At 37.3% G+C, this 18,613-nt stretch carries 18 protein-coding genes and 1 pseudogene; 13 read left to right on the top strand and 6 right to left on the bottom strand.

Annotation, left to right across the window (positions count from 1 at the left end):
• Window positions 1-108: pseudogene (locus tag FTU62_RS15435) on the top strand (IS5/IS1182 family transposase); the annotation flags it as partial.
• A gap of 93 nt (window positions 109-201) precedes the next feature.
• Here the strand turns inward: FTU62_RS15435 and FTU62_RS15430 are convergent.
• From FTU62_RS15430 to tviB, 5 genes are read right to left on the bottom strand one after another with little or no spacing between them, the layout of a single operon-like run.
• On the bottom strand, window positions 202-1,587 hold the full coding sequence (locus FTU62_RS15430; RefSeq protein ID WP_180103136.1) for an O-antigen polymerase: 1,386 nt from the start codon (window positions 1,585-1,587) through the stop codon (window positions 202-204).
• Window positions 1,588-1,594: 7 nt separating this feature from the next.
• On the bottom strand, window positions 1,595-2,602 hold the full coding sequence (locus FTU62_RS15425) for a RimK family alpha-L-glutamate ligase (protein ID WP_180103135.1): 1,008 nt from the start codon (window positions 2,600-2,602) through the stop codon (window positions 1,595-1,597).
• The gene (locus FTU62_RS15420; RefSeq protein WP_180103134.1) at window positions 2,599-3,867 is read right to left on the bottom strand and encodes a flippase; all 1,269 of its coding nucleotides are present in this window, start codon (window positions 3,865-3,867) and stop codon (window positions 2,599-2,601) included. The genes FTU62_RS15425 and FTU62_RS15420 overlap by 4 nt, the downstream gene beginning before the upstream one ends.
• Before the next feature lie 2 nt (window positions 3,868-3,869).
• Window positions 3,870-4,892: an NAD-dependent epimerase/dehydratase family protein gene (locus FTU62_RS15415; protein ID WP_180103133.1), complete on the bottom strand. Its 1,023-nt coding sequence runs from the start codon at window positions 4,890-4,892 to the stop codon at window positions 3,870-3,872.
• A 22-nt stretch (window positions 4,893-4,914) separates the two neighbouring features.
• Complete coding sequence (gene tviB / locus FTU62_RS15410; protein ID WP_180103132.1) at window positions 4,915-6,192, bottom strand: Vi polysaccharide biosynthesis UDP-N-acetylglucosamine C-6 dehydrogenase TviB; 1,278 nt, start codon at window positions 6,190-6,192, stop codon at window positions 4,915-4,917.
• A 415-nt stretch (window positions 6,193-6,607) separates the two neighbouring features.
• On the opposite strand from tviB, the gene FTU62_RS15405 reads away from it, so the two are divergent.
• The 12 genes from FTU62_RS15405 (at window position 6,608) to FTU62_RS15350 (ending at window position 17,046) form a co-directional block, all read left to right on the top strand.
• On the top strand, window positions 6,608-7,666 hold the full coding sequence (locus FTU62_RS15405) for a polysaccharide biosynthesis/export family protein (RefSeq protein WP_180103137.1): 1,059 nt from the start codon (window positions 6,608-6,610) through the stop codon (window positions 7,664-7,666).
• Window positions 7,666-8,094: a low molecular weight protein-tyrosine-phosphatase gene (locus tag FTU62_RS15400; protein ID WP_180024801.1), complete on the top strand. Its 429-nt coding sequence runs from the start codon at window positions 7,666-7,668 to the stop codon at window positions 8,092-8,094. Before FTU62_RS15405 ends, FTU62_RS15400 begins: the two co-directional genes overlap by 1 nt.
• Window positions 8,095-8,110: 16 nt before the next feature.
• The gene (locus FTU62_RS15395) at window positions 8,111-10,297 is read left to right on the top strand and encodes a polysaccharide biosynthesis tyrosine autokinase (protein WP_180103131.1); all 2,187 of its coding nucleotides are present in this window, start codon (window positions 8,111-8,113) and stop codon (window positions 10,295-10,297) included.
• Window positions 10,298-10,544: 247 nt separating this feature from the next.
• Window positions 10,545-11,258: an FKBP-type peptidyl-prolyl cis-trans isomerase gene (locus FTU62_RS15390; protein WP_180103130.1), complete on the top strand. Its 714-nt coding sequence runs from the start codon at window positions 10,545-10,547 to the stop codon at window positions 11,256-11,258.
• Window positions 11,259-11,312: 54 nt separating this feature from the next.
• Window positions 11,313-12,005 (top strand): FKBP-type peptidyl-prolyl cis-trans isomerase, encoded by a 693-nt coding sequence (locus tag FTU62_RS15385; RefSeq protein ID WP_180103129.1) that lies wholly within the window; start codon window positions 11,313-11,315, stop codon window positions 12,003-12,005.
• 194 nt (window positions 12,006-12,199) lie between these two features.
• Complete coding sequence (locus tag FTU62_RS15380; RefSeq protein ID WP_180103128.1) at window positions 12,200-12,940, top strand: dienelactone hydrolase family protein; 741 nt, start codon at window positions 12,200-12,202, stop codon at window positions 12,938-12,940.
• A 51-nt stretch (window positions 12,941-12,991) separates the two neighbouring features.
• The gene (locus FTU62_RS15375) at window positions 12,992-13,351 is read left to right on the top strand and encodes an HIT family protein (protein ID WP_078191628.1); all 360 of its coding nucleotides are present in this window, start codon (window positions 12,992-12,994) and stop codon (window positions 13,349-13,351) included.
• Window positions 13,352-13,506: 155 nt separating this feature from the next.
• Entirely contained in the window at window positions 13,507-14,553 is a 1,047-nt protein-coding gene (gene mutY, locus FTU62_RS15370; protein WP_180103127.1) for an A/G-specific adenine glycosylase, read from the top strand.
• Between the two features lie 67 nt (window positions 14,554-14,620).
• Window positions 14,621-15,148, top strand: a complete 528-nt coding sequence (locus FTU62_RS15365) for a M23 family metallopeptidase (RefSeq protein ID WP_168379469.1) — start codon at window positions 14,621-14,623, stop codon at window positions 15,146-15,148.
• A 15-nt stretch (window positions 15,149-15,163) separates the two neighbouring features.
• Window positions 15,164-15,409: a hypothetical protein gene (locus FTU62_RS15360; RefSeq protein ID WP_078191630.1), complete on the top strand. Its 246-nt coding sequence runs from the start codon at window positions 15,164-15,166 to the stop codon at window positions 15,407-15,409.
• A gap of 20 nt (window positions 15,410-15,429) precedes the next feature.
• Window positions 15,430-15,999 carry a DNA-3-methyladenine glycosylase I gene (locus FTU62_RS15355; protein ID WP_180103126.1) on the top strand — a complete coding sequence of 190 codons (570 nt, stop codon included), beginning with the start codon at window positions 15,430-15,432 and terminating at the stop codon, window positions 15,997-15,999.
• A gap of 24 nt (window positions 16,000-16,023) precedes the next feature.
• Window positions 16,024-17,046, top strand: coding sequence for an NAD(P)-dependent alcohol dehydrogenase (locus FTU62_RS15350; RefSeq protein ID WP_078194099.1), 1,023 nt, complete (start codon window positions 16,024-16,026; stop codon window positions 17,044-17,046).
• A 70-nt stretch (window positions 17,047-17,116) separates the two neighbouring features.
• Here the strand turns inward: FTU62_RS15350 and FTU62_RS15345 are convergent, their stop codons facing one another.
• Window positions 17,117-18,553 (bottom strand): PLP-dependent aminotransferase family protein, encoded by a 1,437-nt coding sequence (locus FTU62_RS15345; protein ID WP_180103125.1) that lies wholly within the window; start codon window positions 18,551-18,553, stop codon window positions 17,117-17,119.
• Window positions 18,554-18,613: the final 60 nt, after the last annotated feature.

Below are 18,613 nucleotides of genomic sequence, written 5' to 3'. Positions count from 1 at the left end.
AAAACTTTCAAAATCCTTGCCGAGCGATATCGTAATCGAGGAAAAAGACTGGGCTTAAGATTCAATTTAATTGCAGGAATCTATAATTTAGAGCTGAGCAAAAAATGAATTATGAAAGAAGTCTATTATACTTTAAATAAAAAAATATTATAAAATATACTCTAAAAGCATAAAGAATATAATTTAAAAAATTAAGCTGTTTTATCTTAACCATTTTATTTTTCCAGAGAAAAAATAATGTAAAAACAGTATATAAACTATATCTTTATAAAAATAAAAAATAGTCCCCCTATTAATCGCAATGGCAGACATTAATAATATTGAATAAATCAATAAGTAATTAATCCTTTTATTCTTTGCTTCATTCGAAACTTTTGCAGATATAGCTCCAAATAAAAACATAATAAAAAATACACCATATAATCCAAAATTAATATAAATATCTGCTAAAATTTCCGAGCCTTCTCCATACGTAACATTATTTCCTTGACCAAGATAAGTAAAGAAATTAGCTGAATCTAAATATGCATCAGGAATATCAAAATTTTTAACGAAAAATCCACTAGCAAAAGGTATAGCACTCACTATAGTAGGTAAATAAATAACACCATATAAATAGGGATGACTATCTGGAACAACATCAACAGCCCTATATTGGATCCGAACTGAATATGCTAATTCCTCGGTGAAATTTATATTTGTATCTTTTTCTTTTAATTCAGCATAACCCCTTTGTAAAATATTTTGATCACTCAATTCATTTGCATCTCGTCCACGTCCTAGACCCATTAATGTAAAAATAATTGAGCCAATTACAATTGACAATAAAATAAATTTAAAAGATATTTTTTTTATGAAAATTGAATAAGAAAAAGCTAATATAAGTGCTATTCTTAGCACCTCTCCTCTTGATCCTGTAAAAAAAAATAATAATGTATATGCACTTAAAACTGTAACAAAAAGTTTATTAGATATAATTTTTCTCAGTATCTCTTTAAAAGAAATATTTTTATTTATATCTTGAAAAAAATAGATTATTCTTAAATATATCATAACTTTAAGTATTAATAAAAAATAAGTTGCCCCACCTCCCCAGCTATTTACATCATAAGCACCTTTTAGAAAATTATTACCTACAGTTAATATAAAACCTACAAATACAAAAATTAAAATATTATCGTACAACTTATAATTAATTGTTAAATAATCAGATTCATTTTTTAAAATGACTCTTTTTGATATTAAAGAATATGCAAATATCCATATAACAATACTTAATGTACTCATCCAAGTAGAATAATTTACTACTTCTTTATTAAGCCAGACAAATGAAGGATTAGATGGCTCAATACCAAGTGATGCTAAGAATGGTATTTGAAAATGAACAATTGTGTAACCTAATAGAAAGATAACGTCAAATCTTAACCAGTTACTATCCTTTAACCTTTGCTCTAGTAGAAAAGCTAAAAATATGACGGAATAATATATTCCTAAAATGAAATTATATTCATAATCAAAAGCACTATATTTGTCAGGCTTAATTATAAATAATATAATTATTGAAAAAAAATAAAATAACCTAAACATAAAAAATTCATTTTCCTATTAATAGTTTAAGCATCCAATTTTGTGGGTTAAAGCTATTTTCATACCAATTTAAATTTTCATCCCAATAACCTTGGCACTTATCATATGCTTCTACTGAGAAACCATAACTAATTTCTACAATTAGTGGTTTATTATCTTCAGAAAAAATAAAATCAAAAGCTGTACATTGGGATTTTATTTTATTGTGAATTTCAAATGCTGTTTTTAAACAATCTAAATTTATATTATTAGTATAATCAATTTCTCCACTACCTGATGCCCTAAAGTCATTTTCTCTGACTAAACGCTTTATAGCAAAAGCCTTATTTCCTATAATAATTACACGAATATCTAGATCATTGTTAGGCATAAAGTCTTGAAAATATACGTAGCCTCTTTCTGCAGGTTGGTGTCTAGAAAATTCAGTAGGTATAAAGACTCTTATGAATGCTTTTAAAACATTTGTAAAATTTTCTTTACCTATTTTTAATTTTCTGACTTTTTCTTTTAAAGCTTCTATACCATTATATTGCTTAAATCCCTTACCGAAAGACTTATAAATAAGAGTACTGGCTTGATTAAAATTTTTTACTAACTTAACATTAGAGGCGCCAGCACCACCTTTTAGTTTAAAAACTTTAGGATAAGAGGTGTTTTTTGCCCAAGCTAAAGCTTGCTTTTTATCATAAAATACATAGCTTGGTACTAATGGTGCTTCTATTGCTTCTAACAAATATTTTTGAGCTACTTTATCATCAAAATGCCAACCCGTTTTAAAATCAGGAAATACTTTAATTCCTGCATGTTCTAGAGCAAATAATATTCTTTTAGCCGTTAGCACATCTTTATATTGCGCATGATGATGATGCCACATAAAAATATCAAAATCTTTGAGTTGCTCAATGATATTACTATCAAAAGCATCTACTACTTTATATTCAATTTTTTCTTTTTCACAATATTTTATCCAGCGATCAGAAAAACTATGAGGATTATGATGGATAGCAATTTTCATTTTGCTAAAATACTCCGTTGAATAGCTTTAGCTTTATACATAATACATAAACCTAGAATGGTTCTAGTTCCTGCAATTAAAATAGCTGCACCTAAGAAATTATAAAAATAAATGAGTGGAAATGAAAAAACAAAACCAGCAATTGAGCATACAATAGTAATATTTCTTAAAGTTTTTTCAAAACCATGAATTATCAAATAATTCAGACCATAGGTACTAATTAATGTTTGAAAAATTAAAGAAAATGCAATAATTTGTAAAACTGGTATTGCACCATAAAATTCAGGAGTAAAAAATATTCTAATAATAAAGGGTGCTAAAGCAATTAATAAAATAGCAGATACAACTGAAATAAAAATATTTATTTTCGCATAGATATTATGTTTATTTGACCTTCTAGACAAAAATGGAAAAAATACTCGTGATAATATATTAATAAACTGTTGAGCAATATTAGCAAATTTACTACCTGCATCTAGTAAACCATTTGCTATACTTCCTCCCCAGAAACCAAGAAGTACTGATGAGAAACTATTATAAAAGTTTGGTATTATATTATTTATGAATACATCTTTACTATTTTTTATAGTACTTATTATTTCTAGGTAGTTAGGTGATAATATCTTAATCTTAAATTTGAATACAATTAGATAAAATGAAGCCAATCCTACCGATATTGAACCTAGACTTAAAAATAATGGCTGTAAAATAAAGTCATTTTTTTCTTTAACAAAAATAAAAACACATAATGTAAAAATTGCTTTAGAAATTAAATCAAAAATTGTAATAAACTTCATTTTCTCAATTGCCTGGAAGAACCAATCTGCAAATAAAATTTTGGCTGGCACCAGTATAAAAGTAATAAATAACAAAATCTGATTTTCCTTTAAATAAGGAATAAGCTCAGTGATGATATAAAGTATGATAAAAGATACTAAAGCAAGTAAGCTTTTAGCCCACAATACATTAGAAAAAATTTCTGAAACCTTCTCTAAACTGTCTCTATTACGCGCCACATCACGGGTTGCTGTATAGCTAAATCCCCAATCAGTAATGGTCTGAAACCAGACTATTACTGCTGCTGCAAAAGCAATTTTACCAAAGCCATCTACACCAATGACTTTTGCTAAATAAGGAATAGTAAGCAATGGAAAAATGTAACCTGTTATCTGCATTATCATTAGATAACCAAAGTTACTAGCTAAAGCTTTTCCATCTTTATTGGCACTTATACGGTTTTTAAATGCCTTAACTCTATTAAGCATATTTACTTACTAAAGTTTATATACCAAGGCATTGCTAAATCAATTCCTTGTGAAATAACAAAATTAGGATTATAACCAAGCATATTTTTAATTTTTTCAATACTTGCTTGAGAATGGCGTACATCACCTGCTCTAAAATCACGATATACAGGTTGTTTTGAATAGCTTACACCATTAGCATTTAATGACGCTTTAATGGCATTAAATAAATCATTTAAAGTTGTACGATCACCTACAGCCACGTTATACACTTGGTTTTTAGCTTCATCGGATGCAGTTGCCGCTAAAATATTGGCTTGAACCGTATTTTCAATAAAACAGAAATCTCGGCTGGTTTCACCATCGCCATTAATAAATACATCATCGCCCGCAATCATGGCTGCTGTCCATTTTGGAATAACTGCTGCATAGGCACCATTTGGATCTTGGCGTTTACCAAAAACATTAAAGTAACGTAAACCAATCGCTTTAAAACCATAAGTGCGAGCAAACACATCGGCATACAATTCATTTACATACTTGGTCACTGCATATGGTGATAAAGGATTACCAATATTTTCTTCTACTTTAGGTAAAGCAGGATGATCACCATAAGTTGAACTACTGGCTGCGTATGTAAAACTTGAAACTTGTGCATCACGTGCTGCAGTCAGCATATTTAAAAAACCACTAATATTGGTAGCATTGGTGGTGATCGGGTCGGCAATAGAACGTGGTACAGAACCAAGAGCTGCTTGGTGTAGCACATAGTCCACACCTTGGCAGGCATTTTGACAATCTGCAAACTCACGAATATCGCCTTCAATAAAACGGAATTTTGCCCATTGCTCAGCAGTGACCAAGCTTTGCACTTCGTCTAAATTATGTTGATGCCCTGTTGCAAAGTTATCTAGACCTACAACCGTTTGATTGAGTTTTAATAAGGTTTCTAAAAGATTAGAGCCAATAAAACCAGCCACCCCTGTCACTAACCACGTTTTAGGATGTTGCTGTAATTGCTCACATACGCTTTGATATTGGCTCATTCTTTATATTCCTTAATTCAAATTATAAACGGATGTCAGATTCAGATTGGTCAAGTACGTATTTTAGGTCATATAAAATATGCTCAGCTTTACCCAATGCACGAATTTCTGCGGCACCCATCGCTTTAAACTGATCATGTGCAACTGCTAAAATCACCGCATCATACTGACCTTGCTCTAACTGCTGTACTGGTATGATATTATATTCGTGCTCAGCTTCAGCGGCGTCTACCCAAGGATCATAGACATCTGCTTGAATATGGTATTCTTGCAGTTCATGCACAATATCAATAATTTTCGTATTACGAATATCTGGGCAGTTCTCTTTAAAACTCAAACCAAGCACTAAAACTTTAGCGCCTTCAACTTGAATTTTTTTCTTAATCATGCCTTTAACTAGCTGAGTGACTACATAAGCCCCCATCGCATCATTTAAACGACGACCGGCTAAAATAATTTCTGGGTGGTAACCAATGGCTTGTGCTTTATGGGTTAAGTAATACGGGTCTACACCAATACAGTGACCACCCACCAATCCCGGACGGAAAGGTAAGAAGTTCCATTTGGTACCTGCTGCTTTTAATACCGCTTCGGTATCAATGCCAATTTTATTAAAGATCACAGCCAGTTCATTAATTAAGGCAATGTTTACATCACGCTGGGTGTTTTCAATCACTTTAGCCGCTTCTGCGACTTTAATGCTAGCTGCTTTATGCGTACCTGCTTCAATAATTAAGTTATAAACTTGATCAACAAAGTCAGCCACTTCAGGGGTAGAACCTGAGGTGATTTTTAAAATATTGGTTACACGGTGCAGCTTATCACCTGGGTTGATCCGCTCAGGGCTATAACCCGCAAAGAAGTCTTGGTTAAATTTAAGCCCAGACACTTGCTCTAAAACAGGGATACAACTTTCTTCAGTTGCTCCTGGATACACCGTTGATTCATAAACGACGACATCACCTGCTTTAAGTACCTGAGCAATACTTTGTGAAGCTTTAATTAGTGGCGTTAAATCAGGTTGTTTAAATTCATCAATCGGCGTTGGTACAGTCACAATAAAGAAGTTACAACTTTTTAAAGTATCCAAATCAGCTGAAAATTGTAAATATTCTGCTTTTTTTAATTCTTCAGGTGAAACTTCTAAAGTGTGATCTTGACCACTTCTTAATTCATCGATTCTTTTTTGATGGATATCAAAACCAACAACTGGTTTTTTTTTACCAAATTCAACAGCTAAAGGTAAACCTACATAGCCCAACCCAATAACTGCTATTTTTAGTTCCGAGAGTTGCAACATTCCAGAGCCTTATAATTTATGATTTAATCATGTGAAAAACGCCTCATAATATAGCAGAAATCGCCCTTATATTTTTCGGGAATTATTATTTTTCGTAATCAAAAATTATAACTGCAAAATTCAACGTCTATTTTTTATCCAATATATTAATATTTGATTTTTAACACCAATTACTTAAATGAATTTATTATGTATTCATTAACAAATATGTGTTTTATTTCACACAATAATCATTACACTGTAGCAACACATTTTGACAGCAAATCCTAGGATGTTTACTTTACATAGTATAAAATGCTGCGTTATATATTTTAAAAATCAGGCGATTGCCTTTTTTACAATTCAATTATTTTTATAAGTAGGATTTCGAGTGAGTTACTATCGTTATAGCTTCTTGTTAGCACTCAGTTTAGGTATGACGGGTTGTGCAATCACATCAGGTCTTCAAACATATGATTTACCAAAAGAAGGTGTTTTCCAAACAGATCTAGGTTCAACTGTAAATGTCATCAAATTATCACAAGACAATTTAGCAGCCGTTCAACCCGCACAGATTAATCAACAAAATTTTGCTCACCTTTTCAATCAACAACAACAACAACAATATCGATTAAATTCTGGTGATATTTTATCCATTTATTTATGGGCATATCCGGAAATAACGCCACCTACAAATACCATTAGTAATGAAGAGGCGATAAAATCAAACGGTTACCAAATCGACCAAAATGGATATATTCAATTCCCTATTATTGGCCGATATAAAGCTGCCGGAAAATCCCTAACAAAAGTTAATCAGGAGTTACGTAGCCAACTTGCCCGCTATTTAAAAACTCCAGATGTGATTGTTCGCGTTCTTTCCTACCAAGGCCTGCGTTATTCTGTCCAAGGTAATGTAATGAGAGGTGGGCAATTTAATCTCACCGACCAACCTACCAGCGTATATACTGCACTTGGTCTTGCTGGCGGTGTGAATACGCAATTTGGCGATAATACGTCTATTACCTTGGTACGCCAAGGACAAACTTACAACTTAAATAGCATTCAGCTAGAAAAGGCTGGCTATTCACTACATAATCTACTCATACAGCCTAACGATACAATTTATGTCAATTCACGCGAAAATCAGAAAATTTATGTAATGGGTGAATCTGGTAAAAATCAATCCCTACCAATGCGTGATCAAGGAATGAGTTTAAGTGATGTCTTGGGCGAAAGTCTTGGGGTAAACTCGCTTTCTGCAAGTCGAGGTAAAATCTACGTAGTACGTAGTGATATGAATAGTCCGATGACCGAAATTTATCATTTGGATTTAACCAGTATTGGTGACTTTGGACTCGCAAACCAGTTCAGAATGCGTAGCAACGATATTGTATATGTTGATGCATCTGGCTTGGCACGTTGGCAGCGCGTGATCAATCAGGTGATTCCTTTCTCAAATATGATCTATAACATCGACAGAATGGGTCAATAATGTTATTTAAAAATATTCTGGTGGTGTGTGTAGGTAATATTTGCCGAAGTCCTATGGCAGAATATCTTCTGAAAAAGAATCATCCCGATCTGAATATTTATTCAGCGGGAATCTCAGGCATGGTTGGACATCCAGCAGATGAAAAAGCTCAATACTGTATGCAAAAAATTGGCATCGATATGAGTGGACACATTGCGCAAAAATTAAATGCTGAACTGATCAAGAAATCAGATTTAATTTTAGTCATGAGTTCAAATCAACAAAAGCATATTGAACAAACATGGCCATTTGCAAAAGGAAAGACTTTTCGTTTAGGCCATTGGCAAGGTAAAAATGTGCCTGACCCATATCAGCACGATCAAGCTTTTTTTGACCAGACCTCAGAACTGATCCAATCTTGCGTTGCAGATTGGACTAAACAAATTTAACTTTTGATGTACGATTATGAGCCAAAATACCAATACAGAAGATACAATTGATTTAAAGGAATTATTTTTCTCTCTGATTGCACAGTGGAAGTTAATTGCATTATGTGTAATTTTAAGTCTTGTTTGTGCCTTACTTTATCTTAGAACCACCCCCGACACTTATGCAGTCAATGCTTTAGTACAGGTCGAAGAGAATAAAGGGACTTCTGCTGCCTTATTAGGTGATCTTTCTAATATGATTGATCAAAAACAACCAGCGCAAGCAGAAATTGAGATTCTTAAATCACGTTTAGTTCTAGGCACCGTGATTCAAAACTTACATCTAGATTTAAAAATTTCGGGTACTGAAAACTCTTTCACTGATCGCTTATTTTCACCGCATGAATATGCCACCGAATATAAAAATAAATCTGTCATTTTCAAAGATAATGAGAAAAGTTTTGAAATACGCCAATTTGATATTCCTGCACAATATCGTGACAAGAACCTTGGTCTCCAATTTCAAGATAATAAATTTTCTTTAATTGACCTCCAGACTGAACAAACAATTTTAACAGCACCATTGAACCAAAAAAGCTCTTTGCGTACAGCAGAAGGTCTTTGGGAAATCTCAATTTATAGCAAAGATCAATTCAAAGATGACTATTTAATTCAAAAACAGTCTTTACCTGCTGCAGTTGACAGTCTTTTGGCAAATTATTCTGTTGCTGAAAAAGGTAAAATGACGGGCGTGCTTGGCCTTAACTATCAAGGCCAAGATAAAGAACATATTACAAAAGTTTTAAATGCCATTTTAGCAGCCTACAGCCATCAAAATATTGAAAGACGTTCGGCTGAAAGTGCACAAACATTAAAATTCCTAGACGAACAACTCCCTGAATTAAAACAGCAGCTTGATGTCGCAGAACGTGAATTTAACAAATTCCGTCAAGAGTTTAATACCGTCGATGTCACTAAAGAATCTGAACTCTATTTAACTCAAAGTGTCACTCTTGAAACTCAAAAAGCTGAATTAGAGCAAAAAGTTGCTGAAGCTTCTGCGAAGTACACTAGTGAACATCCAGTGATGCAACAAATGAATGCCCAATTAGGTGCAATCAATAGCAAAATTGGTGAATTGAATACCACCTTAAAAAAATTACCAGACCTACAACGTCGTTATTTACAGCTCTATCGTGAAGTTGAAGTCAAGCAACAGCTGTACACTGCTCTACTTAACTCTTATCAACAATTACGAATTGCCAAAGCTGGTGAAATTGGTAATGTCCGTATTGTGGATACTGCTGTAGAACCAATTCAACCGATTGCACCAAAAAAACTACAAATCTTGATACTTTCAATTTTTCTCGGTGGTTTCCTCGGTACATTACTTGCACTACTACGTAACATGCTACGCTCAGGAATCAAAGATTCTTCAGAAATTGAGAACACCCTTGATCTTCCGGTTTATGCCACTGTGCCACGTTCACCTGTTCAAGAAAGTCGCATCAAGTTACTCAAGAAGAAAAAGACCATTCCTGTACTTGCGGTTAAAAATAGCGATGATATTGCAATTGAAAGTCTACGTAGCATGCGTACTGCTATTCACTTTGCACTGACATCTGCAAAAAACAACCTGATCATGATTTCAGGGCCTGCACCAGAAGTTGGTAAATCATTCATTTCAACCAACTTGGCTACAATTCTTGCACAAAGTAATAAACGCGTTTTAATTATTGATGCTGATTTACGTCGTGGTTATTTAAACAAATATTTCAATCATGACAATCAACCAGGTCTTTCTGAATATTTAAATGGTCAGCGTGATCTAGACAGCATCATTAAAACCACTGAAATTCCAAATTTAAGTGTGATTACTCGCGGTAAGAGCCCTTCTAATCCATCTGAGCTTTTAAGTTCTGGTAAATTTAAAGAATTCTTAGATCTAATTTCACCGATGTTCGATCATGTGATCATTGATACACCTCCAGTACTTGCTGTAACTGACGGTATTATCATTTCACAATTTGCTGGCGTGAATCTGGTGATTGCTCGTTATGCGAAAACTCAGTTGAAAGAATTAGAGTTAACCGTGAACCGCTTTGAACAAGTGGGTGTGAAGGTCAATGGTATTATTTTAAACGACATTCAACGTAGCTCAGCAGGCTATGGTTATGGCTATAACTATTCTTATGGTTATAAAGCTTCAAAAGACCAAGACTGATTCAGCGCGTTGTAAAAAAAGCCACCGAATACGGTGGCTTTTTTTATTTGCGAAATTTATGTTGCATGCCTCTTTCTGTATAAAAAATGTTTTATATATTCATACCGTTATAGTATAAAAATAAGAACATGACTATGATGATCTTTCCTGCACCTTACCTGATCGTAGAGATAGGTAAGCGCTGAACAGGAAAAGTCTGCTAGAATTTCAGCAACTTTTTACATATAAAATAATTGTGGGAAAATATATGAGTAAGGCCCTACCTATCGCTGTCGCTGTATTACTCGGCGGTGCCGCACTTGTTCCTGTTTACTATGCAACTAAAACACCTGCTACGCAATCAGCAACATCAACTCAACCAGCTGCAAACGCTTCGGCTGTCGCTAAAATCAGCTATGCTCTAGGTTATGAAGTTGCCCATCAAACGCCTCCAGAATTAGATATTGATAGCTTTGTCACTGGCGTTCGTGCAGGCCATGCTCGTGCAAAACCTGCATATACTGAAGAAGAATTACAAAAAGCATATGCTGAGTTCCAGCAAGAAATGCAAAACAAACAACTTGAAAGCAATAAGCAAGCACAAAGTAGCAGCGATAATTTCTTAACAGAAAACAAAAGCAAAGCTGGGGTTAAAACCACAGCTTCTGGTTTACAGTACCTAACAACGAAAGAAGGTACAGGTAGACAACCGCAAGCCACATCAGTTGTTAAAGTTCACTACACAGGTAAGTTAGTGGATGGCACAGTATTTGATAGTTCAGTACAGCGCGGCGAGCCAATTGAATTCCCATTGAACCAAGTAATTCCAGGTTGGACCGAAGGTCTACAGTTAATGAAGGAAGGCGGCAAAGCGACTTTGTATATTCCTTCAAACCTAGGTTATGGTGCACAAGGTGTTCCAGGAACAATTCCACCGAACAGTACTTTAATTTTTGATGTAGAACTCATTGAAGTTAAATAATAAAACCGGCACAGGAGAGCTTTTCGCTCTCCTGCTTTATTTTGAGACTCGGTCATGAAATTACAGATCAGTATGTTGTGTGTGGCACTCTGCTCAAGCACTGTATTTGCCAAAGATGTCAGTAATAAAAGTAGTGCTGCAGAACAAGTGGGTTATAGTTTTGGTTATTTAATGGGACGCAGTAATGCTGAATCCATTAAGGATTTGGATATTGATGCATTTGTTGCAGGTTTAAAGGCAGCATCTAAAGGTCAAGCTTCTTCATTAACAGATGAAGAAATGACCCGTGCCTTAACCCAATATAAAAAGCAAACCGAAGCGAAACAACTGATTGAATTGAAGCAAAAAGCGGATGCAAATGCGACTATTGGCACTGCGTTCCTTGCTGAGAATGCCAAAAAACCAGGTATTCAGGTCACGAAATCTGGCCTGCAGTATCAAGTCATTCAAGCCGGCAAAGGTAAGTCACCCAAAGCCAATTCAACAGTGAAAGTTCACTATGAAGGGCGCTTAATTGATGGCACTGTTTTTGATAGTTCAATTGCACGCAACCAACCTGCGATATTCCAAGTGAGCCAAGTCATTCAGGGTTGGACGGAAGGTCTACAGTTGATGAAAGAAGGTGCAAAATATCGCTTCTTCATTCCTGCAAATTTAGGCTATGGTCAAATTGGTTCAGCAGACGTCATTGAGCCAAACAGCACGCTGATTTTTGATGTAGAGCTCATTGAAGTTCTCCCGAAATAACAATACTCCATTCAGGAGCATCGACAAATCTCGGTGCTCCCCAATATTTCTTCTTTCCATTATTTTCTTTTACAATTTTTTTGATTGATTTGACTTAAAATTCACATTGATATCTTATATTTATTTCACAAAAACTATTTTCCCCTTTATTTTAAATCTTCATTAACTGCGTAGCCGCACATAAGGATTTGACCATGACCGTTAAAATTAAGACGCGCGAAATTCAATATACAGCAGCGGATGGAACTCAACTTTTTGGCTATTTTGCCGCACCAGAGTCAGACACTGCGATCGCAGGTGTATTAGTTGCCCCTGAATGGTGGGGACGCAATGAATATACCGAACAACGTGCACGTGAATTGGCTGGACAAGGATATGCTGCTTTCGCTTTGGATATGTATGGTGACAAAAAAGTCACCACAGATGCCAAGCAAGCTTATGAATGGATGATGCAAACTTTTGATCATGCCGACACCATTGTGACCCGTGCGTCTGCTGCATTAAACACTTTGGCACAGCAAAAAGAAGTAAATGCAGATAAACTCGCAGCTATAGGCTTTTGCTATGGCGGAAAAGTCGTGCTGGATTTAGCGCGTTCAGGTGCTGCATTAAAAGCTGTGGTGACCTTCCATGCAACACTTGCTACAGCGACTCCTGCACAAACAGGACAAGTCCAAGCAGAGATTTTAGTGCAACATGGTGAGCTCGATTCGATGGTGAGCTTAGATGATGTTGCAACCTTTAGAAATGAAATGGATACTGCCCAAGTGCAGTATCAAATCAATATTTTTGAAGGCGCAAAACACGGCTTTAGCAACCCGATGGCGGATGAACGTGCCAAAGCCAACGGCGTAGATTTAGCTTATAACGCTGCTGCAGAACAGCAAAGCTTAGCGGCCATGTATGCCTTGTTAGCACGCCAGCTTGGTTCTTAAAGCCATAAGAACCACTACCAATATTGAATTTATAAAAATGAGGAGAGCACAATGACAGAACTCAATTGTCCATATTGCAATTTTGACGAATATGACGTGATTGCAAAAAATGATTTTGGTGTTGTACTTCCTGAACCACATACACTGTCTAAAGGACATGCTGTCATTGTCCCACTACGTCATGTTGGTTCATTTTTTGAAATTACTGATAAAGAACGTAAAAGTTTAATGTCCTTACTTGAACAAGCGCGTAATGAATTAAATTTACGCTATCAACCTACTGGCTTTCATATTGGGTTTAATGATGGACAAGTTTTTGGCGAAGCCACTGAACATGTGCATATTCACATTATTCCACGTTATGAAAACCAAACATTGGCGCTTGATACCCGCTGGGGCTTTAAAAGCTAAACTTTAAAAATTGACACTCACTAAGGAGCTTCGGCTCCTTTTTTGATAACCGCTATTTTTGCATTTCCCCTGATATACAGATTTCGTTTTGAACAAAAAGAATACCTATAGAAAGATGTATACTAGGCGGGTTTTTTCAATTTTGACTGTTTTGCATGTTTAACTTTTCTGATGCCCTTCTCGACTGGTTTGATGTCCATGGTCGTCATGACTTACCGTGGCAAGTGAAGGATGACCCTTACAAAGTATGGGTTTCAGAAATTATGCTACAACAGACTCAAGTCAAAACCGTCTTACAATACTTTGATCGATTTATTCAACGATTTCCAACTGTTGAAGATTTAGGTCATGCTTCTTGGGATGATGTGGCACCCTATTGGGCTGGCTTAGGCTACTATGCACGGGCTCGGAACTTACACAAAGCCGCGGGTATTGTTGCACGTCAGGGACATTTTCCAAGCAATCTTGAGCAGTGGATGGAACTACCGGGCATCGGCCCGTCTACCGCAGGTGCGCTGATGTCTTTAGGTTTAAGACAATATGGCGTGATTATGGACGGCAACGTCAAGCGAGTATTGTCTCGTTTCTTTGCTATTGAAGATGATTTATCGAAACCTGTACATGAACGGGCCATGTGGCAACTGGCGACAGAGCTCTGCCCCACGGTACGTAACCACGATTATACCCAAGCGATTATGGATCTGGGTGCAACTGTATGCACGCCGAAAAAACCACTCTGTTTATATTGTCCCATGCAACAGCACTGCAAAGCACATGCTCAGGGTTTAGAAACTGAATTACCTTATAAAAAGCCTAAAAAACCTGTTCCAGTGAGAGAGGCTCAAGTCATGCTGATTCAATCTGCAGAAGAATGGCTTTGGATACAACGTCCGAATAGCGGGCTATGGGGTGGTCTGTGGTGTTTACCTATTTTTGATCAACCCCATGAGTTTCAATCCCTCACTCAACAGCTTGGTCTGAAACCTACCACCACTCAAGTGCAAATATCACATAGCTTTACCCACTTTACTTGGCTTTTAGAGACTACTGTATTTACCGTTGCCGCCGAGCAAAAAGAGCATTTAGCGATTGAATGTAATGCACAGTGGTTTACACCGATACAAGCCACTGCACTTGGTATTCCAACCGCCATGAAAAAACTTATTTCTACGCTAGAACTCGAAAGCCATTCTATGCCATAGTTTTGAACTGCTCATCAATTGAATAGGGACAAATGTGACTCAAGGATTTTTTCAGCTTCGTAGAGGGTTGTTCGGCGGTATTGGTTTTATTTTGCTTTTACTCAGCGCCTGTACGTCGACTCCACCCAAACCATCAGGCAGTACATTGCCTGCTCATGAAGTGAAAAAATTACAAAACATGCGTTTATCCAATCAATTGCCTGTTCCTGTTCATCAAGTCAAACGAAGTGCGCTCAAGGATACTTGGGGCGCAGCGCGTAGCCAAGGACGAAGCCACGAAGGCATTGATATTATTGTTCCACGTGGAACAAAAGTTCTCAGTGCTACAGAAGGTTTAGTTGCTGACTTACGTAATAACAATTTGGGTGGTAAAGTGATATGGATTATGGGGCCCGCAGGTTCTTGGCATTATTATGCGCATCTTGATGGTCATAAACGTGGCTTAAATGTCGGCGACTATGTCAAAAAAGGTGATGTCATTGGCTATGTAGGTAATACTGGCAATGCTCGACATACTGCACCACATTTGCATTACGGCATTTACTTGGGTGGTAAAGGTCGCAATGCCGTTAATCCCTATCCGTATTTACGTTAATTTTAGGAAACATACATGTCAGAAGCGTTGATCAATCGTCTGGTGGAATTTGCAGAATCTGGTAATCAACAAAAAATCAGCCTCAATGGACAGTCTTATCAGGGCTGGATCATGGAGATCACTGAAGAAGCATTACTCATCAGCACCGGCTACGCAGACAAATCAGGTAAAGATGTATGGATTCAATTTGCCGATCTCGATCAAGCGGAACTGTTGTATTGGGACAATAAAAACGATCAATGGACAGTCTTTAAAATTTAAGTCGAAAAGGAGCATTCAACATGACGATACAACGCTGTGCTTGGTGCTCCGAAGATCCTTTATATATTGCCTACCACGACACTGAATGGGCTAAACCTAGCTTTGATGAGCAGCATCTCTTTGAAATGCTATGTCTTGAAGGACAACAAGCGGGGCTGTCTTGGATCACTGTGCTGAAAAAGCGGGCCTGCTATCAGCAGCATTTTTTTCAATATCCCATTGCCGAAATCGCAGCGTTGAGTGACCTACAATTACAAGAAAAATTACAAGATTCAGGTTTGATTCGCCATATCGGCAAACTCACTGCCATTCGTGATAATGCAAAAGCATGGCAACAGTTAAAAGCCCAAGGGATTCATCCTGTGGAATTTCTTTGGAATTTTGTCGAAGGACACATTGCCAATAATGATGTCGTTGAATATCGTAGCGCCCCTGCACAAACCGCTCAAAGTCAGGCCATGTCCAACGCATTAAAAAAGCATGGTTTTAAATTTGTAGGCCCAACGACTTGCTATGCTCTGATGCAAGCTATCGGCATGGTCAATGATCATGAAAATCACTGTGACTTTAAATACACGCACGAAGAATGACCTCAAAACATAAAGGATAGAATAATGAGTGACAATACAATCCACGCCTATGCAGCAATGAACAGTGGTGAAGCCCTTGTTCCCTACCAATTTGATGCAGGTGAATTACAAGCCCATCAGGTTGAAGTCAAAGTCGAGTATTGCGGTCTTTGTCACTCAGATATTTCTATTATCCAAAATGATTGGAAATCTTCGGTTTATCCTGTGGTCCCAGGACATGAAGTGATTGGAACCATTACCCAACTCGGCAGCGAAGCAAAAGGACTCAAAGTCGGACAACGTGTAGGCATTGGCTGGACAGCAGAAAGTTGTCAACACTGTGACTCGTGTATCGATGGTCGCCAAGTGCAATGTACCGGAACCAAGACAGCGACGATCGTCGGTCATGCAGGTGGCTTTGCCGACAAAGTCCGTGCTGGCTGGCAATGGGTTATTCCGCTTCCAGATGATCTCGACCCAACCAGTGCTGGCCCTCTGCTCTGCGGCGGGATTACGGTATTTGATCCCATCTTACAGCACCAAATTCAGGCCATTCACCATGTTGCCGTGATCGGCATTGGTGGTTTAGGTCATATGGCGATTAAATTGCTCAAAGCTTGGGGCTGTGAAATTACCGCATTCAGTTCAAACTTAGATAAAACCGATGAACTTAAAGCCCTGGGTGCTGACCATGTGGTGAATAGTCGTGATCTTGCCGCGATTAAAGCGCAGCGTGGTAAGTTCAATTTGATTTTAAGCACGGTCAATGTGACGTTGGATTGGCAAGCCTATCTTTCAACTTTGGCACCGAATGGAAGCGTTCACATGCTTGGCCTAGCACTTGAGCCGATGCAAATCCCCGCAGGTATGCTGATCAGTGGTGCTAAATCAGTTACAGGCTCATCAACTGGCTCTCCTGCTGCACTGCGTGAATTACTTCGATTCGCTGCACGTCAAAATATTGCTCCACAAATTGAAATGTATCCCATGTCTCAGGTGAATGAAGCGATTGAACGTTTGCATTCAGGAAACGTGCGTTATCGAATTGTGCTGAAAGCTGATTTTTAACGGCAAAAATCTAAGCCCAAAAAGCCTGCTGCATGCAGGCTTTTTTTGTATGCTTTATGGACTCATTAATCTAGATGATATTTGTGTTTCTGCATTCCTTACGCACCCAATCTGCAAGCAATAAAATGGCCTGCTGAATATCTACAGACAACTCATGCCCGGCATTTAGACGAATACAGTTGTTATAACGATTGTCCTCACCAAAAATTAAACCTGGCACAATATTGATGCCATGTTTTTGCGCATGGTAATACAGCGCCAAACTGTCTATTTGTTCAGGCATCTGCAACCACAGTGCATAACTGCCTTGAGGCCGATTTAGACGGATATCAACCCCTTGAAAAGCATCGTAAATAAACTGACGATACTGCTCGACTTGCACCATTAATTTAGGACGCAATTCAGCAAGATGTTGGCGATACGCACGACTAAAAATCAAATCGGCAAGTCCTAACTGCAAAGGCGTATTCACCGAATCATTTTGCAAAAGTAATTTCGGACGCAAATGTTGCAAATGTGGTGGAAGACAAAACCACCCCACCCGATAAGAAGGCGATAAAGATTTTGAAATCGACCCACAATAGATCACATAGCCCGCCCGATCCCAATATTTGATAGGCAATGGTCGCTTTGCATTGAAACTACACTCAGCATAAATATCATCTTCAATCACATAACATTGATATTTTTCAGCCAGTTGTGCAATTCGTTCCTTATCTTCATTACTTAAACAAAAACCCAAAGGATTTTGAAAATTTGCAGTCAATAAGCATACTTTCGCGCCTGAATCCCGCATCGCCTGCTCTAAACGATCTAAATCAAAACCTTCCGTATTGGCAGGAATTTCAACAATTTTCCGCTTTAATAAAGCCAATAATTGCAATTGCCCGTTATAGTTCGGCGTCGGGACAATGACACTCTCCCCTTCCGCACTCAGATTTTGCAACATCACTGACAAAGCAGGCATACAACCATTGCTGATGTAAATATCATCCTTAGGCATGTAAAAACCATCTTCAGCCCAATGTGCCGACAACGCTTCACGCAATTGTGGATGACCTTGCCGATTGTTATATAAAAAATCTTCTGGTTTACAATGCTTTAATGCCCTTTGGATTGAACGTCTGAGTGCTTCAACAGGAACAAAATTGGGGGACAACTGAATTGAACCCAAATGAATCAGGCGACTATTTGCAGATGCTTCATGGATCTGAATTTGCAATTCTAAATTCGAAATTTCACGTGGTCGGGAATCAAAATCAGGATGATTCGGCACGGCAATTTGCTGGGCTTTCTGTGAGGATTGTACAAAATAACCAGACTTTTCTTTGACATAAATCAGGCCTTTGGCTTCAAGTAATTCATAGCAGCGTTTCGCGGTATTTAAACTGATCTGATGCTGCTGTGAAAATTGACGTAGCGCGTAAAGACGCTGCCCTGCGGCCAATTCACCACTATAAATTTTCTGTGCCAACTGCTGCGCAAGCTGCTGATATTGAAAAGCCATCTGTACCCTTTTTTTAATCATTTTTGTATCTGTACCCATTAAGTTAACAGATTTAATCTG

It is taken from the genome of Acinetobacter sp. YH12126 (assembly GCF_013418745.1).
GTDB classification, from domain to species: Bacteria; Pseudomonadota; Gammaproteobacteria; order Pseudomonadales; family Moraxellaceae; genus Acinetobacter; species Acinetobacter amyesii.
Note: the sequence above shows the minus strand (reverse complement) of the source record. Positions and strands in the feature narration are given on the sequence as shown.

What these genes read in the sequence shown, in the direction of transcription:
- tviB (WP_180103132.1), bottom strand. Translation starts at nt 6,192, where the DNA reads ATGTTGCAACTCTCGGAACTAAAAATAGCAGTTATTGGGTTGGGCTAT.
- FTU62_RS15375 (WP_078191628.1), top strand. Translation starts at nt 12,992, where the DNA reads ATGACAGAACTCAATTGTCCATATTGCAATTTTGACGAATATGACGTG.
- FTU62_RS15355 (WP_180103126.1), top strand. Translation starts at nt 15,430, where the DNA reads ATGACGATACAACGCTGTGCTTGGTGCTCCGAAGATCCTTTATATATT.
- FTU62_RS15360 (WP_078191630.1), top strand. Translation starts at nt 15,164, where the DNA reads ATGTCAGAAGCGTTGATCAATCGTCTGGTGGAATTTGCAGAATCTGGT.
- FTU62_RS15390 (WP_180103130.1), top strand. Translation starts at nt 10,545, where the DNA reads ATGAGTAAGGCCCTACCTATCGCTGTCGCTGTATTACTCGGCGGTGCC.
- FTU62_RS15350 (WP_078194099.1), top strand. Translation starts at nt 16,024, where the DNA reads ATGAGTGACAATACAATCCACGCCTATGCAGCAATGAACAGTGGTGAA.
- FTU62_RS15420 (WP_180103134.1), bottom strand. Translation starts at nt 3,867, where the DNA reads ATGCTTAATAGAGTTAAGGCATTTAAAAACCGTATAAGTGCCAATAAA.
- FTU62_RS15380 (WP_180103128.1), top strand. Translation starts at nt 12,200, where the DNA reads ATGACCGTTAAAATTAAGACGCGCGAAATTCAATATACAGCAGCGGAT.
- FTU62_RS15385 (WP_180103129.1), top strand. Translation starts at nt 11,313, where the DNA reads ATGAAATTACAGATCAGTATGTTGTGTGTGGCACTCTGCTCAAGCACT.
- FTU62_RS15400 (WP_180024801.1), top strand. Translation starts at nt 7,666, where the DNA reads ATGTTATTTAAAAATATTCTGGTGGTGTGTGTAGGTAATATTTGCCGA.
- FTU62_RS15405 (WP_180103137.1), top strand. Translation starts at nt 6,608, where the DNA reads ATGACGGGTTGTGCAATCACATCAGGTCTTCAAACATATGATTTACCA.
- FTU62_RS15345 (WP_180103125.1), bottom strand. Translation starts at nt 18,553, where the DNA reads ATGGCTTTTCAATATCAGCAGCTTGCGCAGCAGTTGGCACAGAAAATT.
- mutY (WP_180103127.1), top strand. Translation starts at nt 13,507, where the DNA reads ATGTTTAACTTTTCTGATGCCCTTCTCGACTGGTTTGATGTCCATGGT.
- FTU62_RS15425 (WP_180103135.1), bottom strand. Translation starts at nt 2,602, where the DNA reads ATGAAAATTGCTATCCATCATAATCCTCATAGTTTTTCTGATCGCTGG.
- FTU62_RS15415 (WP_180103133.1), bottom strand. Translation starts at nt 4,892, where the DNA reads ATGAGCCAATATCAAAGCGTATGTGAGCAATTACAGCAACATCCTAAA.
- FTU62_RS15430 (WP_180103136.1), bottom strand. Translation starts at nt 1,587, where the DNA reads ATGTTTAGGTTATTTTATTTTTTTTCAATAATTATATTATTTATAATT.
- FTU62_RS15395 (WP_180103131.1), top strand. Translation starts at nt 8,111, where the DNA reads ATGAGCCAAAATACCAATACAGAAGATACAATTGATTTAAAGGAATTA.